Below are 18153 nucleotides of genomic sequence, written 5' to 3' on the forward strand. Positions count from 1 at the left end.
ACCCGGACGTCAGGCGACGCCGAGTGCTCGCAATCCCGCCGCGGTGGCGGCGGCGAGGATGACCACGACGGCGAGGGGCGCTTTCAGCAGCGCCGCGATCACCCCGACCGTCACGCCCGCGGGCCGCGCCCATCCGGCGAAGTCGTGGTCGATGAAGAACGTACCGGTCAGCGCGACGGCGACGAGCAGGACGACCGTCGCCCGGTCCATCAGCTTCTCGGTCGCCTCCGACACCGAGATCCGGTTCCGCAGAACAGGTCCGGCCGCGCGCATCGCGTAGGTGCCGACCGCGAGCAGCGTGATGCCGACGGCCAGCGAGATCCCGGCGTTCATCGCCTACTCCGAACACTGTTGTGCCCGAGCATGTCCCGGGCCGACGCGCTTTCCCCGGCGGCGTCGGTTCCCGTGCCGGCGGTTTCCGGTGCGCGCAGAGACGCTTCGCGAGACCGGCGGACTGTCTCCAGGGCGGCGAACCCTCCGAGCGCACCGATGATCGGCAATCCTGCGGGAAGGAAAGGCGTCGACGCCACGGCCACCGCGGCGCCGACGGTCACCGCCGCCCAGGTCGCGCCGTCGCGAAGGGCCGGGATGGCCAGTGCGGCGAGCAGGGCGGGGAACGCGGCGTCGAGGCCGAGCTTCGCCGGATCGGCCACGACGCCGCCGAGGGTGGCGCCCAAGGCCGCACCGGCCGGCCACGCGACGAGAACCCCCAGTCCGCACAACAGGAAGGCGGCGCGTGCACGACGCGGGTCGGATTCGGCGGTCGCCAGTGCGGCCGTCTCGTCGTTGATGAGGTGGGCGCCCAGGAGGATCTCGGGGGTGCCGCGCAGGTGCTTTCCCACGGCTAGGCCGTATCCGAAGTTGCGCGTGTTGACCAGCAAGCCCGCCAGCGCCGCCAGGATCGGCACCCCGCCGGCGGCCAGGACGCCGACGAAGACGAACTCCGACGACCCGGCGAGCACCACCGTGGCGACCAGCACGATCTGCCAGAGAGCAAGACCCGCGCCGTGCGCAGCCACCCCGTACGACGTGCCGATGACGAGGACCGACAGAGACATCACCACGACGGCGCGCAGGGTCGCCGTGTCGAGTGTTCTCCAAGCCGAACGCATGACTATCATAGTGAACAGTTGTTGTGTGTTCGTCAAGATGGACGATCGGACGGTTTGATGAACGAAGCACGATCGGTGAACCCGAAAGAACTCGTCGCCGCGTCGCTGAAACGGGAACGCACACGGGCCGGTCTGTCCCTGACCGAACTCGCGCGTCGTGCCGGCATCGGGAAGTCGACGCTGTCCCAGCTCGAATCGGGGGAGGGGAACCCGAGCGTGGAGACGCTGTGGGCCCTCTCGACGGCGTTGGGGGTGCAGTTCTCGGCGCTGTTGGACTCGCCGACGCCGACCGTCGAGGTCATCCGTTTCGGTGAGGGGCCGGTGATCCCGGCCGCGGATGCCGACTACTCGGCCACACTGCTGTCCACCGCGGCGCCGGGATCGAGGCGCGACTTGTACGTCATCCGGGCGGAGCCGGGCAAACCCAGGGTGTCGGCACCGCACGCTCGCGGAATGATCGAGCACGTCGTGATCAGTTGCGGCCGTGCGCGTCTCGGCCCCACCGCCGCCGCCGAGGTTCTATCGGCCGGCGACTACATCTCTTACCCCGGCGACGTCGAGCACGTCTTCGACGCACTCGAACCCGGCACCGTCGCGGTCATGCTGAACGAGGCGTTCTGACAACTGTGTTGTCGTGTAGGGGTTTCGATGGCGTGCCGTGGTCGCGCAGTCCGGGGCCGTCGCCCACGGTTCCAAACGCGACCTGCATCACAGCGATTCGCGGTATCGATTACCGACGCGTACTGTTGCTGAAAGTGATGCGCCCGTACCGGCCGCGTCTAGCGTCGTAGAACGCCTCTCTCGCAGGTTGGAGATTCCGACACCGGTCGGCCACCTGCCATTGACTTCATACGGCGAACGAGCTCGCGCACCCGCGTGTTCGCCACCGGCACCGCCCTCGCACGTCAGTCGTGCTGTTCGCGTGCCAAGCACAGGAAGACACCTGCACACCACATGACTGCTGTACTCGAAAACCCGACGACCACCTCTTCCGACGCCGCTGCGGTGTCTCCGGGAGTGTCGTTCGAATCGCTCGGTGTTCCAGCCGAACTCGTCAAGGTTCTCGCCTCGCAGGGCAAGACCGACGCCTTTCCGATCCAGGCAGACACCCTGCCGGACACCCTCGACGGCAAGGATGTCCTGGGCCGCGGCAAGACCGGCTCCGGCAAGACCCTCGCCTTCTCCATCCCTCTCGTCGCCGGTCTGGCCGAGATGCAGGTCAAGCGTTACGTGGGAGCACCCACCGGCCTGATCCTGGCGCCGACGCGTGAACTCGCGACCCAGATCGCCGCCGTCGTCGAACCTCTCGCCGCGTCCGTGGGGCTCACCGTCACCACCGTCTTCGGCGGGGTCAAGCAGACCCGCCAGGAGCAGGCGTTCCGCCGCGGTGTCGACATCGTCGTCGCCTGCCCCGGACGCCTCGAGGACCTGATGCGCCAGGGCATCGTCCGTCTGGACGAGGTCGAGATCACCGTGATCGACGAGGCCGACCACATGGCCGACCTCGGCTTCCTGCCGGTCGTGACCAAGATCCTGGCCGCGACTCCCGCAGGCGGCCAGCGGATGCTGTTCTCGGCCACGCTGGACAACGGCGTCGACAAGCTCGCCAAGCGCTTCCTCGACAACCCGGTGTTGCATTCGGTCGATTCGGCGGAGTCGCCGGTCGCCGCGATGACCCACCACGTCTTCGAGGTCTCCTCGTCGGACAAGCAGGATCTCGTCACCGAACTCGCCTCCGGCACCGGTCGCCGCATCCTGTTCATGCGCACCAAGCACCAGGCCAAGAAGCTCGCCAAGAAGCTGACCGAGTCCGGCATCCCCGCCGTCGACCTGCACGGCAACCTCAGCCAGGCGCAGCGTGACCGCAACCTCGCCGCTTTCGGTCAGGGTGACATCCGGGTCCTCGTCGCCACCGACGTCGCCGCGCGAGGCGTACACGTCGACGGCATCGAACTCGTCGTGCACGTCGACCCGCCGGCCGAGCACAAGGCATACCTGCATCGCTCGGGCCGTACGGCTCGCGCCGGGTCGGCCGGCGACGTGGTCACCGTCTGTCTGCACGAGCAGCGTCGCGAGGTCGCGCAGCTGCTGCGCAAGGCCAAGATCAAGGTGACCCCCGTCTCCGTGGCCGCCACATCGGCTGCCGTCGACGAACTCGTCGGCGAGCGCGCGCCCCGCGTGTCCGCTGCAGCACGCGCCGCGGCAGAGGCCGCTCGTGGCGGCTCCGCTCAGGGTGGCGGCTCACAGGGCGGTCGCTCGCAGGGTGGCCGGTCACAGGGGAGTCGACGCGGTGGCCGTGGCCGAGGCCAGGGCGGTAACGGCGGCGCCCGCGGTGAGAACCGAAGCGCCGGTGGCAGTGACTCACGCGGCACACGCGGCGAGGGCCGCGGCCGCCCGGTCCGGAGTGACTCACGCGCGGGCGGTTCGCGCTCGTCGGAAGCACGGACAGGCGGGCAGGGTCGAGGCGCGGGACACTCGCGTGCCGGCGACCAGCCGCGAGCAACCGGCCGCGGGCAGGGACGCCGCGTGAGCCGCCCGGCCGGTTCGCCTGCCGGGCGCTGACCGGGGCGTCAGCCGCGACAATCGAACAACAATGCTCGCCGTAGGGCGAGCGCAGCGAGCCCTCTGTGTCCCCCGAGGTGCGAGCGCAGCGAGCCTCGAGGGGCGGTGACTTCGGTTGCCGCCCTTCGAGGCTCGTCGCTTTCGCTCCTCGCACCTCAGGGAGCGGGGAGGGCTCGCCCGTGTTCGGGCCTGCCGATCAGGCCGGCAGGAACCGCTGGGCCAGCCGCGAGGCGAGCCACGGGCGGGCGCCCCAGGCGATCCCCTTGCCGGTGAGGCCTATCCAGCCCGGTGACACGCGGCCGTAGCCGGCGAGCAGGGCCGTGGCCGGGTCGACGCTGATGTGGACGTCGGGCCGGCGTGGTTCCGGTGGATCGATCTGCAGCTCACCGTCGGTGAACTCGTAGATGTGGCGTTCCCCGCACCCGCGCAGCCGGATGTCGTAGGTGGCGGAGTGCCCGGCGGCGTTCACGGGATCGACCCAGCTCGGCAGGATGTGCTGGCGGGCACGAATGACCATCAGGACCACTTCGGGCTCGACCCACCAGCGGGCGCCGACCGCTCGGGCGATGTCGTGGGCGTGCACCACGAACTCGCCGATCAGCAGACCCAGGGCGGCGTCGGCCCGGATGATGCGGTCGCCGTCGAAGTGCATCTTGGGGACCTGGGCGTGAAAGTGCGAGACCTCATCGACGAGCTCATGCAGGTCGTCGGCCAGTCGACGGCACAGTTGCCGCACGTCCCGGGTGGGCAGGTTGGCGATCTGTTTGGCGTTGAAGTCGGGCACGTCGACCGCCAACGAGCACCATTCGCCCTCGCCGCGGGCGAGTTCGAGGAAGCGCGACGGTGCCACCGCGACATGACCTACGCAATCGGTCAGTGTCCACCCGGGGACATCGGCGAGCCGGGTGTCGGGGTCGTCGACACCGAGCACGAGATCGGTGAAACGATCTCCAGTCGTGAGCGCGGCGTCGATGTAGTCAAACCTCGAGAACATCCCCGTCGCGCGTGGTTCCTCCCCCCACATGGGGCACGAGACTACCCCGGCCCGTTGCGACGTGCGACACATTCCTTTCCAACACGCCGAACTGTGGACAGATGTGCAACGTGCGCAACATTATTCACAAATGCGCACAATGATTCTCACTCGCGCGACCGCGCCGGGACGATTCTCATTCGCGTGACCGCGCCGGGACGGCTTCGCCGAGTCGGACGCAGATGACGCCGAGCACGATGAGCAGTCCGCCGGCGAGTTGGATCGGTGCCGGCAACTCGTCGAGAACCAGCCAGGCGAAGACCACCGCGAACAGCACCTCGGACAGCGCGACGAAGGACATCACGCGGGCGCCGAGAAGACGGCCACCCGCGATGCCGAACCCGTAGGCCATGGCTGCCGAGACCACACCGAGCAAGACCAGCGGCACCCACCAGGCCACCTCGAGCTCACCGACGCGAACCGGAACGGTCGTCGTGCTCATCGGCAGGAGCCCGGTCAGTCCGGCGCCGACCAGGGCCAGCGCCCCGATCAGCAGGCCGCCGGCGGCAAGGCTGAGCGGGGGCCAGCCCGTGCGGTCATCGGCCGAGATCACGAAGTAGGCCGCTGCCCCCACCATCGCCGCGAGCGCCCACAGCACCCCGACAGCACTGATCGGGACGTCCCCGGTCAGGTCGAGGACGAGGGCCAGTCCACCGATGGCGAGCGCCGCGCCGAGGACGGTGACACGTCCCGGACGCTGACCGTGCCGCAACCACATCCACACCAGCACCGCGACCGGTGCGGTGTACTCGATGAGCAACGCGACGCCGACCTGCAGGTAGGTCACCGCATAGAAGTAGGCGAGCTGACAGCCCGCCACCGCGAGGAGCCCGTAGCTGACGAGCACCGCCCACGACCGGCGGCTGGGCCGGTGGGGGATGGGCTGTCGACGGTCGCGGAAGGCGAGCAGGCCGGGTACGGCCAGCACCAGACCACCGAGCGCGATGCGAACCGTGACCGTCGCGCCGGCCGACCACCCGGCCTCGATCATGGCCCGGGCCAGCACGCCGGAGATACCGAAGCACGCCGATGAGATCAGGGCGAGCGTGATACCGAGGGCGGGTCGCGAGACGGCGGTGTTCGCGGCGGTCACGGATTCTTCGCTGCGACGATGGCCGCGTGCACGGCGTCGCGGCATTCCGGCCCGGCCGGCTCCCCGGTCCCGAGGTAGAAGCTGCCCGGACGCCCGCCGTCACCGGCGAACCCGGTCACCGAGAATCCGTCCGATTCCGGAACCGAGGGGGTCGACGACATCGACGCGACGGCCAGCGGACACGACAACGCCGCGACCCCGCGCTTCGCCCCGGACACGACAACGATCAGGTGGGTCGGGTGCAGCACGATCAGTGTCTGGTGTTCGGAGTCGGGGTCGACCGGATTGCTGCGTCGCCCGAAGACCTTGCCGAGGAACGAGGTCGACGGCGGGTTGATGCTACGGGTGATCCACGCCGGCAGGTCATCGGTGACGGTGAGCTGCTTGGAGTCGGCGTGGTCGCGCAGCGTGGCGGCGACATCGGCGGGTAGGTCGGACAGATCGGCGCGCACGGTGGTGCGCTGATACGCGGGCCCCATGGCTGCAATCTAGTGCAGCGGTCCCGCCGTCGACTCCGGCAACGGCGAGGCGGCACCCGGGCGTCGGCCGAAGAGCCGACGCCGGCGCGGTGCCGAGACGTCTGGGTCGCTCGCTTCGAGGTCGTCGAGCAACGACGCGACGGTCTGCGCGGAGTCGGTCTTGTTGGTGCCGATGAAGCCCGACGGGCCGCGCTTGATCCACCCCGTCACGTACATGCCCGGCACGGGTTCGGTCCCGTCGAGGACACGCCCGTCGATGTGCGGGATGACCCCGGCAGCGTCGTCGAACGGCAGACCGGGGACCGCGACACCGCGGTAGCCGACCGAGGTGAGGACCAGTCCGGTCCCGAGCGCGGTGGTGTCGCCGGTGGGTTCGATGCCCACCGCGACTCCGGAGTCGTCGAGGACGGGACGGTTGCGACCAGTGATCAGCGAGCTCGCGCGACCGTCCGGGCCGACGGCCACCTCCACTGGCGAGGTGAAGAACGCCAACCGGATTCGGTGGCCGTCGGGTTCGGGGCGCGCGGCGCACTCGGCGAGGATCTCGAGTTTGGCGCGGACGGTGGCGTCGAGGCCGGCAGGTGCGGGCAACGCGAGGTCGGCGGCGTCGACGGTGACCGGGACACCCGAATCCACCAGGCCGATGAGCTCGGGCAGGGTGAACGCCGCGTGGGCGGGCCCGCGGCGGCCCATCACGACCACCTCGTGCACCGACGAGGCCCGCAGTGTCGCCAGGGCCGGACGGGAGATGTCGGTCGCGGCGAGAGTGTCCGGGTCGGCGACAAGGATGCGCGCGACATCGAGGGCGACGTTGCCGTTGCCCACGACCACGACACGCTCGGTGTCCAGGTCGACCTCGAGGTCGGTGAAGTCGGGGTGGCCGTTGTACCAGCCCACGAAGGAGGTCGCGCTGGACACACCCGGTCGATCGAAGCCGGGCAGCGCGAGTTGGCGGTCCGTCGGGGCGCCGCCGGCCCAGATGACACCCTGGTGCCGGGCCCGCAGGTCGGCCAGCGTGAGATCACGCCCGACCTCGGTGTTGAGCAGGATCTCCAGACGCGGGTTGCGCGCGATGTCGTCGAACAACTGCATCACCTTGCGCGTGTGCAGGTGATCGGGCGCGACGCCGAAGCGCGCCAGCCCGAACGGCCGGTCGAGGCGTTCGTACATGGTGACCGAGATCTGCGGCTGCCGCAGCAGCTCGTCGGCCGCGTACATCGCCGAGGGACCGGAGCCCACGATGCCGATGGAGATCGAGGTGTCGACGGCCAGCTGCCGCGGACGGTCGATGGGTGCGAGGGGCAGGCGACGGGCGGGGTCGACGGGGAAGCGGGCGGCCCCGTCGACCGGATCGTGGTACTGGGTCGCGTTGACCTCGACGAACCGTTCCTGGCCCGCCGGCAGGCGATGTCCGGGGACGATGGCGCCGACCGGGCACGCACTGACACAGGCGCCGCAGTCGACGCAGGTCGCGGGATCGATGTAGAGCATCTCGGCGATGCCGAAATCGGGCTCTTCGGGTGTGGGGTGGATGCAGTTGACGGGGCATGCGTACACGCACGACGCGTCACCGCAGCACGCCTGGGTGACGACGTGAGGCATTGGTCTCGGGTTCTACTCGCGTGGAGTTCGGCTCAGGCCGCGGTGTAGGCGGGTTCGCTGCGGAACCGCGAGGGGCGGCCGCTGATACCGAGCGCGCGCCACAGCAGACGCGAGACGGGATTCATCAGCCCACTCTGCTCACCGAGCATGCGGACGTCGCCGAACACGTTACGCAGGAACCGCTTTGATTCCGGTGAGCGCCAGAAGATGTCCTTCATGACCTCGTCGGGCACGTCGAACCGCTTGGCGAAGCTCCGCGGGGGCACCACGATGGCGCCGCAGAGGATGCGCATCGTCAGCGGGAGCATGAGCGACAACAGGAACCGCTGGATGCGTCCGCGCTGCGGAACCTGCTCGCGGATCAGGTGATGGGCGAAGGAGATGTGGCGTGCCTCTTCGGCGACATGCAACTGCATGACCGCGGCCATCGTCGGGTGCAGGCTCGCACGGGTGCGCAGGAAGTCCTTCTGGATGTGGTCGATCGGCTCCTCGCCGCCGAGGACCCCGAAGAAGAACAGGGTGGGAAAGACAGTCGAGACGAGCGGGACGAACGGAGAGATCAGCCGGTAGCCGATCTTGGCGCCCGGCACGTCCACCCCGGTGCGGTTGATGAACTCCTGGAACATCAGGGTGTGGTTGCACTCCTCCTTGGATTCGTGCGTCGTGTAACGGAATTCGCGCGCACCGTTGGGGAGTTTGAAGCTGTACTGCATCAGTCCGCGGATCAGCACCGACTCGAACTGCAGGCCGACCTTCGCGACATTGGCCTGACGCCACATGCCGATCTCGATCTGCTTTTCCTGCGGCAGCTGCTGGTACCAGGGGTGACGGCCGATGGGATCGACCTCGTAGGACAGGATCCACCGGGGGTCGTTCTCGACGATCGCCATGTGCGGCGCATCCCAGTCGATGTCGACATAGGGATCGAAGTTGCGATGGACCGAGGCTGCGGACAGATCGTCGAGGACCTGCCCGTAGTCGTGGTCGCTGCCGGACTTGTCGTGCTGCGGCACGTAGCGGGTGGGGGCCCCGTGCTCCCGGTCGGTCGGGGTCAGTGCTTTCGTCATCGTCGCATCCCTTCGGGGTGGGCGGCTCGGTCGGTGAAACAGACCACAGCGGATGATCCGAACGTATTTCGGCGACGCCTACTTTGTCAACACTCGATGTCACATTAGGTACCGGCACGATGGCTCGGTGTACGTGCCGGCGGCCGCATCGGCCGACGCGCGACTTCGGCGGCTGACCTGGTGAGACGGGTGTAATTCGTTCGGGTTATATAAGGCCGTCGGGACCCCGTGCGCGGGTTAGAGTTACCGCACCATCCGTGCCCGTGCCTGCTCACCTGGAGGAGCGATGTCCCGTTGTGTTCGCGCGTCCCAGCGCTTGCGGGGCGCGACGCATTCCGCCTGCGCCCGCCGCCGCGGGCTGTCCGCGGACGTGACCCGGGCCCGGAGCCGGTCGTGAACCAGCCGCCGCAGGGCCCCACGCGTGTCGTTCCCCAGCCGGGCGGGCCCCGGCCGGGTCCGCCGGGCCCGCGGCAGCCCGGGCCCGCGCAACCGGCGCCCGGCCCACGACGGCCGACCCCGCCGCCCCCACCCGGCCCGATGCCGCGGCGGGCGCCGCAGTCGCCCCACCGGGGCGCGCCCGGACCCGCCGGCATCGTGGGTGATCTGACCCCGGAGCTCATCGGCACCGACGTCTGGACCGACGCGATGGTCGAGGCTGCGGGCATCCCGGTCGTCGACGTCCCGTTCGTGACGGTCGGGTCCGGTATCGGCTCGTTCGTGACCGTCGACTATCTGCGGATCAGCGGGGTGCCGCTCGATCGGATCGCCGTACTCGGACCACAGGACGTGCCGTGGCACAGCTACGAGTACCTGACGCGGGTGTCGCAGATCCCGCGCGGGGAGCGCTTGCGCTCCGACTCGGCGTCGACCCCGGACAACATCTGGGGCTTCCCCTCCTATGCCGTCCGGGAGGCGTGGGCGGACAAGAAGTTCAAGCCACTCTGGAATGTGCTGGTGGAACCCGTCTTCGCGAACTTCTACACACCGAAGGCCGGGCAGGCGTTCGCCTCGATGGAGAAGGAGTGCGAGCGCATCGGTTACCTGAAGTGCCTGCACCGCGGTCAGGTCCGCATGATCCGACGCCGCGCCGGTGGCGGGTACTTCACGATTCTCACACCGCCACAAGGGACTTCGCCCACGAAGCGGGTGGCCTTCCGCAGTCAGTGGGTCCATGTCGCGATCGGATACCCCGGCATCAAACTCCTGCCCGATCTGCAGGCCTTCCGGGAGACCTACCGCGACGCCAGCAAGGTCGTCAACGCCTACGAGTCCCACGAGCACATCTACCAGTCCCTGCAACGCAAGCCCGGCACCGTGGTGATCCGCGGAGCGGGGATAGTCGCCTCCCGGGTCCTGCAGCGGCTCATCGACGATCGCGACGCATACGGACTGCAGACGCAGATCGTGCATCTCTTCCGCACGTACTACGACAAGCCGCACGGGCCGCACATCTTCATGCGGCGCAAGGGCAAGGACGGCTGGGCCTACCAGGGCTTCAACTACCCGAAGTCGGTGTGGGGCGGGCAACTCAAGGCCCGTATGCGCAAGCTCGAGGGGCACGAGCGCGCCGAGGCGTACAAGCAGATGGGCGGCACCAACACACCCGTCCGCGACGACTGGCAGGAACAACTGGCCCGCGGGCGTCGCGAGGGCTGGTACCGCGTCGCCGTCGGCAAGGCCGAGAGCCTGGTGCCGGCCGCGGGCGGACAGGGGGTGGTGACCACGGTGCGGGTCGACCCGCACGCACCGATCCGGCAGGAACACCGACCCGACGGGACCTTCGAGATCTACGCCGACTACGTGATCGACTGCACCGGACTCGAAGCCGATGTGCGCGAGCACCGCCTGCTGCGCGACCTGCTCGACCACACCGGTGCCGGCATCAACCCGGTCGGCCGCATGGACGTCGAACGCGACTTCGAGCTGAAGGGCACCCGTAGCGGCAACGGCAAGCTCTACGCCTCCGGCAGCGCGACGCTCGGCGGTTACTTTCCCGGCGTCGACACGTTCCTCGGTCTGCAGATCGCCGCCCTGGAGATCGTGGACGACCTCGCCCGGCAGGGATTCTGCAAGCGACTGACGCCCTGGCGATCGACGGCCCAGTGGTGGCGCTGGATGAACAACAAGGGAGTCGACTGACATGTTGCCCACCCTGTGGGGGCGAATCCAGACCCGCGTGTTCGTGCTCGGCATCCTCGGCGGTCTGTGGACCATCGTGCTCGTCCCGTTCCTGTGGCTGATCTCCTCGGGGGACCCGTCGATCGCCGACGTCTACCGGGTCGCCTTCACCGTCCTCGTCACCGTCATCGTCCTCGGGGTGCTCTGGGAGTTCCTGTACCACTTCCTGCAGCAGTTCCGCTGGGAGAAGGACTGGCCGACGCTGTTCGGACTCCTCACCGCGATCAACGAGGGCATCCTCGTGTGGATCGTGATCGACGGCACGGGAGTGATCCCGGAGTCGCTGAAACCGTCGCCCTTCGTGTTCTCGGTCCAGTTCGTGACCACGTGGCTCCTCGTCTGGGTGGCGGTCAACGGGCCACTGCGCGCCGTCTTCCCGCACTGGCGATTCCAGGGAGGCCGGTTCCTGTGACCATTCCGGGTGACATTCCCAGCGTCACACCGACCGTGACGCTGATCCCCGGCGCGGGGGTCGTGATCCGCACGCCGGCGTTCCTGTGTCTGATGGCCGACACGGTGCCGACGTCGTTCACCACCGACCTCCTCGACATCGAATCAGCGGTGTCCGTGCCGGATTCGATGCCGCGACGCGGCCGGCACCTCGTGCGGGCGCTGGCGCAACTGGTGGCCACCGCCGACGAACCGGTCGACATCGCGTTCGCCGCACCCGACAGTGCCGGCATCGCGATCTTCCTGTCCGGCCGGGTCTACGGGGAGACCGACGGCAAGCGGATGGAGCCGGCTGCCGGCGACACCTACGACCGCGCCGTGCCGTGGCCGTACGAGGGGCTCGGGCTCTATCTCGCCGGCACGGAACCCGCCGAAGTCGGCGAGGAGCGATTCGACCTCGTCGAGGGAATGGTGCCCGCCGCGGGCGCGCTGCTGCATACCCCACTGGGCCTGCGCGGCACCGAGTTCCATGCGGTACCCCAGCGATCGGCGCCCCAGCGACCGGCACAGCCGGGGCCGGACAGGGTGGTCGAACCGTCCCGACCCGATCCGGACCCGGGTCCGCCGACCGAGGCGCTGCGGGATCTCGACGATCCGGAAGACGAGAAGCCCCAACCCCCTGTGTCCGAACTCCCTGCGCCCGAACCTCCTGCTCCCGAAACCCCTGCGCCCGAACCGATCCGGAAGCGGTCACCCTTCGACGACCTGCCGCCCCGGCCGGCGAGCCCGGACCTCGACGTCGAACCCGTCGGGGACCACCGCTCCGCGACACCGGAGCCGGACCCCATGGGTACCACCGAACGGATGGCCCCCGGCGCCGGCCTGCCGGCATCGGACCCACTGCCGTTCACCTCGACTCCGCTCGGCGGTCCCTTCGAGCGCGAGCCGTTGTCGCCGCCCGGACCTCGTCAGCCGGAGCCGGCTCCGCGGGACGCGACACCGCCGGGTGGCCGGCCGCACATCGAGCCCGCACCCGCGCCGAACCCGTTCGCCGAACCCCTCGAACCGCGCGCGCCCCTGCCCAAGGAGGAGCACCAGAAGCCCGCGACCGAGGTCGTCAAGATCGAGGCGTCACGGGCCATGGTGCACGGGATACGTTGTTCGCGAGGCCATCTGAACCATCCGCAGTCGTGGCTGTGCGGGGTGTGCGGGATCCGGATGGATCAGCTGACGACCTTCCTCGTCGAGGGGGAGCGGCCGCCGCTGGGCTGGTTGCTGCTCGACAACGGATTCACCTTCCTGCTCGACGAGGACCTGGTCATCGGCCGGGAGCCGGGGTCGGCCGGTGGCGGACCGGCGGGCTCGCCCAAACCCATTCGCGTCCAGGACGAAACCGGTCAGCTCTCGCGGCGTCACGTGGAGATCCGGCTGGTGGAGTGGACGGTGCAGCTGGTCGACCTCGGGTCGGCCAACGGCACCTTCGTCGCCGATCCCAGCAACGGCAACCGCGAGACCCGCCTGCTGCCGCATCGTGCCCACGTGCTGGTGCCCGGATCGCACGTCCGAATAGGCGGACGGCACTTCATCTTCGAGTCACACCACGCGCGCATCTGAGCGAACGGATCCGAGGCCATGGAGAAACACACGATCGCCTTCCTGCTGCTCGACGTCGCGATCGTCATCGCCGCCGCCCGAGTGGGTGGGATGATCGCGCGTGCGTGCCGTCAGCCGGCCGTCGTCGGCGAGATCGCCGCCGGGATCGCGCTGGGTCCCAGCCTGCTGGGACTCCTGCCCGGCAACCCCGACGAGTGGTTGTTCCCCGACGACGTCCGGCCGTTGTTGGGTGCACTCGCGCAGATCGGCCTCGTGCTGTTCATGTTCATCGTCGGTCTCGAACTGGACATGCGGCTGACCAAGGGACGAGAACGTGCGGGCGCGAGCATCTCGGCGTTCTCGATCGCCTTGCCGTTCGGCCTCGGTGCCGCGCTCGGACTGCTGCTCTATCCCTCGCACAACATGGTCGGGGGCATGGAGATCGAACGGCTCGGGATGGTGCTGTTCATGGGCGTCGCCATGTCGATCACCGCCTTCCCGGTGCTCGCGCGCATCCTCACCGACCGCGGGATGATGCGCACCGTCCCCGGCGTGTTCAGCCTTGCCGCCGCCGCGATCGACGACATCCTGGCGTGGACTCTGCTGGCCTTCATCATCGCGATCATCCAGGGCGGCAGTCCGCTGGAGGTCGCGAAGATCGTCGGACTCACGCTCGTGTACGCGGCGGTGATGTTCGGCGTGGTGCGGCCCTTGCTGGCGAAGCTGATCGTCTGGCGCGACGCCGCGGGCCGGCTGACCCCGGACATCCTGGCGGTCATCCTGATCGGGCTGTTCCTCTCGGCGGCGGCGACCGATGTCATCGGCATCCACCAGATCTTCGGCGCCTTCGTGTTCGGCGCGGTCATGCCCAAAGTGGGGGCCGAACAACTGCACCGGGAGATCCTCGAGCGACTCGAGCAGGCGAGCGTGCTGCTCCTGCTGCCGATGTTCTTCGTCGTCACCGGCCTCAACGTCGACCTCACCGAGATCGGGCTCGCCGGGTTGGGGCAGTTGCTCCTGGTTCTCCTCGTCGCGATCGCGGGCAAGTTCGTCGGTGCCTATGCCGGCGCGCGGGTGAGCGCCATACCCACCAGGCAGAGCGCGGCCATCGCGGTGCTCATGAACACGCGAGGACTCACCGAGCTCGTGATCCTCGCCGCCGGCCGTGAGCTCGGCGTACTGAGCGACGAGCTGTTCGCGATGCTCGTGGTGATGGCGCTCGTGACCACGATCCTGACCGAGCCGTTGCTGCGGGTGGTGTACCCGGACAAGGTGGTGGCCAACGACATCGCGGCAGCCGAACGCCGCGCACTGGCCACCGCCACCGCGCCGCGGGTCCTGGTGCTGATCCGCGACCCCGTCGGGACGGTCGCGGATCTACGGGCACGGCATCGTCGAATGCTCGACTGCGCCACCGGATTCGACGTCGTGCTGGCCGGTCTGCTCACTGCGCCGGATCGTTCCGCCCGCCCGCTCGAGGTCGGGATCCCGGTGGTGCCGGACTTCGCGGCGATCGCCTCGGCCGTGGAGAAGCTCAACGAGCTGGGCTCGTCGCTGACCGGCGCGGGTTCGGTCTCGGTCCTGTGCCGGTTCAGCGCCGACCCGGCCGTCGACCTCGACGCGATGTCGGAGAACGCGAATGCCGACATCATCGTCGTGGACAGCGCGGACCTCTCCCTCGGCGGGTCACTGCGGTCGGCTCCGGTCGCCGTCATCGACGAGACCGCCGATGCCGCGGTTGCTCCGAGTCGCAGCACCGTCACCTGTGTCGCCGCCGACAGTCGCAGCGGCCGCACCGCTGTACTGATGGCCGCCGGGCTGGCGCTCTTCGGGTCACGGTCGCTGACCATCGTGGCCTCCGGTTCCCGACGCCGGTGGCTTGCCGACCTCAACGCCGTTGCCGAGCAGGGGGTTTCGGTGTCGGTCCAGGATCCTCGCCGGCATCGGGACGAGTCCGTGTCGTTCACCGTGGCCGCGGCGGACGAGAGTAGACAGGGCGCGCCGGTTCCGGTCACCGTCGTCGACAACACCGGGACGAGCGAGGAATCGCTCGGTGACCGCGTCGCGGATCTCTACCGCTCGACACCGGCCGCGCAACCCACGCCGTCGCGAGCGGCGCCCGACACGTCCAGCCCGAACATCGGTTCATCATCGGAGAGGCCCTGACATGGCGACAGTCGAGATCCCGCAGCAGCTGGCGGATTTCACGGTGCTCGAGAAGCTCGGCATCGGCGGCAACGGCACGTTCTACCTCGCCGTCCCGCCCGCGCGACTGGGACTGGGCACCGACCGCGTGGTGGTGAAGGTCTTCAGCGGCGTCTGCAGCGACGACGCCTACCGTCGAGGGGTGCGTGAACTGCGGGCGTTCGCCGCCGTCGTGTCGCCGTTCCTGGCGGGCCTCTACGACGCGGTGCTGCAGGGGCAGTTCATGTACGCGATGGAGTACTTCCCGCTCGGTTCGCTGGGCAGTCCGGCGCGCGAGCTCAGCCGGGACGAGAAGCTGGCGGCGATCGCCGACGCGGCACGCGGCGTCGACGCACTGCACGAGGCCGGGATCGCGCACGCCAACATCACACCGTCGAGCATCATGGTCGCCGAGACCGGCGGCAAGATCTCCGATCTCGGCCTGGCCCGGGTCCTCGCCGCCGACGAGCCCATCACGAGCTTCGCCCAGCCCGGTGCGGTGCAGTACATGGACCCGGCGCTGCTGGCGGGTGACGTGCCCTCGCGTGCGACCGACATCTGGTCGCTCGGTGCGTGCCTGCATCGCGCCCTCACCGGCGACGGGGTGTACGGGGAGGTGCCGGACACCCAACCGCTGCTGGCGATCCGGGCCGCGCTGTCGACCCCGCCGGCACTGTCGGAGAACCTGGATCGCGACGAGCGCACCCTCATCGCGAACTGTCTGGCGCTCGCCGGAACGAGGCCGTCGACCGCGATGGAGGTCGCGGTCCGCATCGACGCGCTCCGGGGGCGCTGATCAGGGCTCGCGCCGGTCGCTGTGCGGGTGGGGTGGTCGTCGGGTTCGGTCAGCCCAGCGGAGCGGTGCGCCACCAGTCGTCGAGGATCTCGCGGCCGGTGTGTCCGGGCCACGTGGTCACCAGGGTGTATTCCGCACGCGGTGACCCGGTGAAATTCGTGACGACCCAGCCGTCCACGACGCTGTCCCGGCTCGCCGACGCCGGTCCGTCCCGCCAACTGATCTCGTCTCCCGGATAGCGTTTCAGGCCGGCGGTGACCGCGGCACGTGTCGGAGGCGTGGGTGTGCGCCACACCACGAACCTGACATTCGCGTCGTCGGTACACGAAATGCCGTCCACCCCGTCGCGGAGGACGGCCTCGCAGCGGGCACCTCGCCATCCCGTCGACTCCGGTGTCTCGGGCAGGAGTTGGGGGAAGGTCGCGGCGATGGGAGCGACGGCCGACGGCCACGGCGGCCGGGTGGTACTCGCACCGAGCAGGATCAGCGTTCCGACGACGAGGGCGACGATCACCGCGGCGACGAGGATCGGTGCGATCCAGCGACGTCGACGCGGCGATGCGGAGACCGGCAGCGGCGGTGTCGGCGGTGTCGCGACCGCCCGGCGTCGCGGGGTGTCGATCTCCGTCGGCCGGTCCGGATGACCGGCGGGCGTGAACACCCGCGGGACGCCGCGGTCGGGCCCGGGCGTGCCCGCGGCGATGACCTCGGTCGCTGGTTCGCCGTCGGTGTGCGTGAGATGCAGGGCGAGCTCGGCGGCGCGGACGAACTCAGCGCAGGTGCGGTATCGGTGGTCGGAATCGGGGTCGAGGGCGCGGGCCAGCACGGCGTAGAAGGCCGGCGAGACCGCCCCCGACACCCGATGCCGCGCGACCGATCCTGTGCCGGTGAGCAATTCGACGAGCGTGCGGCCCAGTGCGGCGACATCGCCTGTCGGATGCGGCATCTGGCCGTCGTGTCCTGGGGCGGTCAGTCCGAAACCGGTGAGCGTGACGACACCAGGGGTCGCCGCGGCGGAACCGGTCAGGTCGCCGGGCTCGGCGAGCAGGATGTCGGCCGGGGAGACGTTGCCGTGGACCAGGCGTCTGCGGTGTGCGGCATCGAGCGCGTCGCCCACGACGGTGATGATGCGTACCGCGAGATCGATGTCGATGCCGTCGGGATGGCGGCGGATCAGCAGTGCTGCGTCGGACGCGGGCACGGGTTCGATCGCCACCCAGGCCCGACCGTCGGCGGAACCGTGACCGGCGACCTGCGCGATCGCGGGATGCCCCATCGTGGAAGCCCTTTCGACCGCCAGCGGGAACCAGCTGCGAAAGCCGGGGCCGGCCGAGGTCCTCCGGTCGACGACGGTGAGCATGACCCGATCGGGAGGTGAACCCGCCGTCCGTGGGTCCCCGGCCCCAGGGTGGAGGACCGTTGCCAGATAGTCGTCACCCACCGGGCGCCGGCGGAGCAGTCGATCGACGCGATGACGCCCGACGAGAGTGCCGGGAGGGAGCGGTTCGTCGTGAGCCGGACCGACAGACACGGTGCCTCCCTCACCTCGGGTGAGTCCTGACTCTACCGGTCCGGTCCCACCCGCCCGGGGTGGAACAGGCCCAGGCCGTCGCCGTCGACGGTCATTCGAAGAGCACGGGTGCGGAATTGAACAGCATCACGATGAAGAAGATCAGCAGGAACCATGCCCCGCCCTGCGGCACCTGCCAGCGGCCGTTGCGCTTCCAGGCCAGGTATGTGCGATACAGCATCGCGCTCGCGCCGAGGAGGACCACGATGGGGGAGGCGATGATGAGCACGGTCTGCAGTGGATCCGACGACGCGTGCGCGAGTACCAGCAAACCGAGTCCGAGGACGACGGTGATCCCGATGTGGATCAGGATCGCGCGAAAGTCGTTGGTGCCGTTCTGCGGAAGCGGTGACGTCATGGTGTCCACCAGGTTACACGTCGGGCGAATCGTGCAGAAAGCCACCGTGATCAGGACTTCGTACTCATTGCCGCGGCCACGACGCCGGGGCAGGATGGGGTGTCGGGGCCGAAACCGGGCCGCGCGGGGCGACCCC

16 protein-coding genes are annotated in these 18153 nt (G+C 69.3%); 7 read left to right on the forward strand and 9 right to left on the reverse strand.

Annotated elements, in window-relative coordinates:
- Positions 1-9: 9 nt before the first annotated feature.
- Both AC3B5T_RS13820 and AC3B5T_RS13825 read right to left on the reverse strand, forming a co-directional pair.
- A complete protein-coding gene (locus tag AC3B5T_RS13820; RefSeq protein ID WP_010843474.1) occupies positions 10-333 on the reverse strand; it encodes an AzlD domain-containing protein in 324 nt (107 codons plus the stop codon).
- Entirely contained in the window at positions 330-1112 is a 783-nt protein-coding gene (locus AC3B5T_RS13825) for an AzlC family ABC transporter permease (RefSeq protein WP_488357525.1), read from the reverse strand. The genes AC3B5T_RS13820 and AC3B5T_RS13825 overlap by 4 nt, the downstream gene beginning before the upstream one ends.
- A gap of 57 nt (positions 1113-1169) precedes the next feature.
- Here AC3B5T_RS13825 and AC3B5T_RS13830 point away from each other — a divergent pair, with 57 nt between their 5' ends.
- Together AC3B5T_RS13830 and AC3B5T_RS13835 are read left to right on the forward strand one after the other, a co-directional pair.
- Positions 1170-1733, forward strand: a complete 564-nt coding sequence (locus AC3B5T_RS13830) for an XRE family transcriptional regulator (protein ID WP_010843472.1) — start codon at positions 1170-1172, stop codon at positions 1731-1733.
- 333 nt (positions 1734-2066) lie between these two features.
- A complete protein-coding gene (locus tag AC3B5T_RS13835) occupies positions 2067-3674 on the forward strand; it encodes a DEAD/DEAH box helicase (RefSeq protein ID WP_055475363.1) in 1608 nt (535 codons plus the stop codon).
- A gap of 196 nt (positions 3675-3870) precedes the next feature.
- On the opposite strand, the gene AC3B5T_RS13840 is transcribed toward AC3B5T_RS13835, so the two are convergent.
- From AC3B5T_RS13840 to AC3B5T_RS13860, 5 genes are all read right to left on the reverse strand, one after another.
- A complete protein-coding gene (locus AC3B5T_RS13840; protein WP_488357527.1) occupies positions 3871-4698 on the reverse strand; it encodes a maleylpyruvate isomerase family mycothiol-dependent enzyme in 828 nt (275 codons plus the stop codon).
- A 145-nt stretch (positions 4699-4843) separates the two neighbouring features.
- Positions 4844-5800 carry an EamA family transporter gene (locus AC3B5T_RS13845; protein WP_488357529.1) on the reverse strand — a complete coding sequence of 319 codons (957 nt, stop codon included), beginning with the start codon at positions 5798-5800 and terminating at the stop codon, positions 4844-4846.
- Positions 5797-6279, reverse strand: a complete 483-nt coding sequence (locus tag AC3B5T_RS13850) for a hypothetical protein (protein WP_488357531.1) — start codon at positions 6277-6279, stop codon at positions 5797-5799. The genes AC3B5T_RS13845 and AC3B5T_RS13850 overlap by 4 nt, the downstream gene beginning before the upstream one ends.
- A gap of 9 nt (positions 6280-6288) precedes the next feature.
- Positions 6289-7881 carry a 4Fe-4S binding protein gene (locus AC3B5T_RS13855; RefSeq protein WP_488357533.1) on the reverse strand — a complete coding sequence of 531 codons (1593 nt, stop codon included), beginning with the start codon at positions 7879-7881 and terminating at the stop codon, positions 6289-6291.
- Between the two features lie 32 nt (positions 7882-7913).
- Positions 7914-8948, reverse strand: coding sequence for an AurF N-oxygenase family protein (locus AC3B5T_RS13860; RefSeq protein ID WP_488357535.1), 1035 nt, complete (start codon positions 8946-8948; stop codon positions 7914-7916).
- A gap of 537 nt (positions 8949-9485) precedes the next feature.
- On the opposite strand from AC3B5T_RS13860, the gene AC3B5T_RS13865 reads away from it, so the two are divergent.
- The 5 genes from AC3B5T_RS13865 to AC3B5T_RS13885 are packed head-to-tail and all read left to right on the forward strand — an operon-like array spanning position 9486 to position 16089.
- Entirely contained in the window at positions 9486-11087 is a 1602-nt protein-coding gene (locus tag AC3B5T_RS13865) for an FAD/NAD(P)-binding protein (protein WP_044506259.1), read from the forward strand.
- A 1-nt stretch (position 11088) separates the two neighbouring features.
- The gene (locus AC3B5T_RS13870) at positions 11089-11538 is read left to right on the forward strand and encodes a hypothetical protein (protein ID WP_010844407.1); all 450 of its coding nucleotides are present in this window, start codon (positions 11089-11091) and stop codon (positions 11536-11538) included.
- Entirely contained in the window at positions 11535-13130 is a 1596-nt protein-coding gene (locus tag AC3B5T_RS13875) for an FHA domain-containing protein (protein WP_488357540.1), read from the forward strand. Before AC3B5T_RS13870 ends, AC3B5T_RS13875 begins: the two co-directional genes overlap by 4 nt.
- Before the next feature lie 18 nt (positions 13131-13148).
- The gene (locus AC3B5T_RS13880) at positions 13149-15275 is read left to right on the forward strand and encodes a cation:proton antiporter (protein WP_488357543.1); all 2127 of its coding nucleotides are present in this window, start codon (positions 13149-13151) and stop codon (positions 15273-15275) included.
- A 1-nt stretch (position 15276) separates the two neighbouring features.
- Positions 15277-16089: a protein kinase domain-containing protein gene (locus AC3B5T_RS13885; protein WP_488357545.1), complete on the forward strand. Its 813-nt coding sequence runs from the start codon at positions 15277-15279 to the stop codon at positions 16087-16089.
- Positions 16090-16138: 49 nt separating this feature from the next.
- On the opposite strand, the gene AC3B5T_RS13890 is transcribed toward AC3B5T_RS13885, so the two are convergent.
- Positions 16139-17620 carry a serine/threonine protein kinase gene (locus tag AC3B5T_RS13890; RefSeq protein ID WP_488357547.1) on the reverse strand — a complete coding sequence of 494 codons (1482 nt, stop codon included), beginning with the start codon at positions 17618-17620 and terminating at the stop codon, positions 16139-16141.
- A 91-nt stretch (positions 17621-17711) separates the two neighbouring features.
- On the reverse strand, positions 17712-18017 hold the full coding sequence (locus tag AC3B5T_RS13895) for a hypothetical protein (RefSeq protein WP_488357548.1): 306 nt from the start codon (positions 18015-18017) through the stop codon (positions 17712-17714).
- Positions 18018-18153: the final 136 nt, after the last annotated feature.

The organism is Gordonia sp. G4 (genome assembly GCF_057770005.1).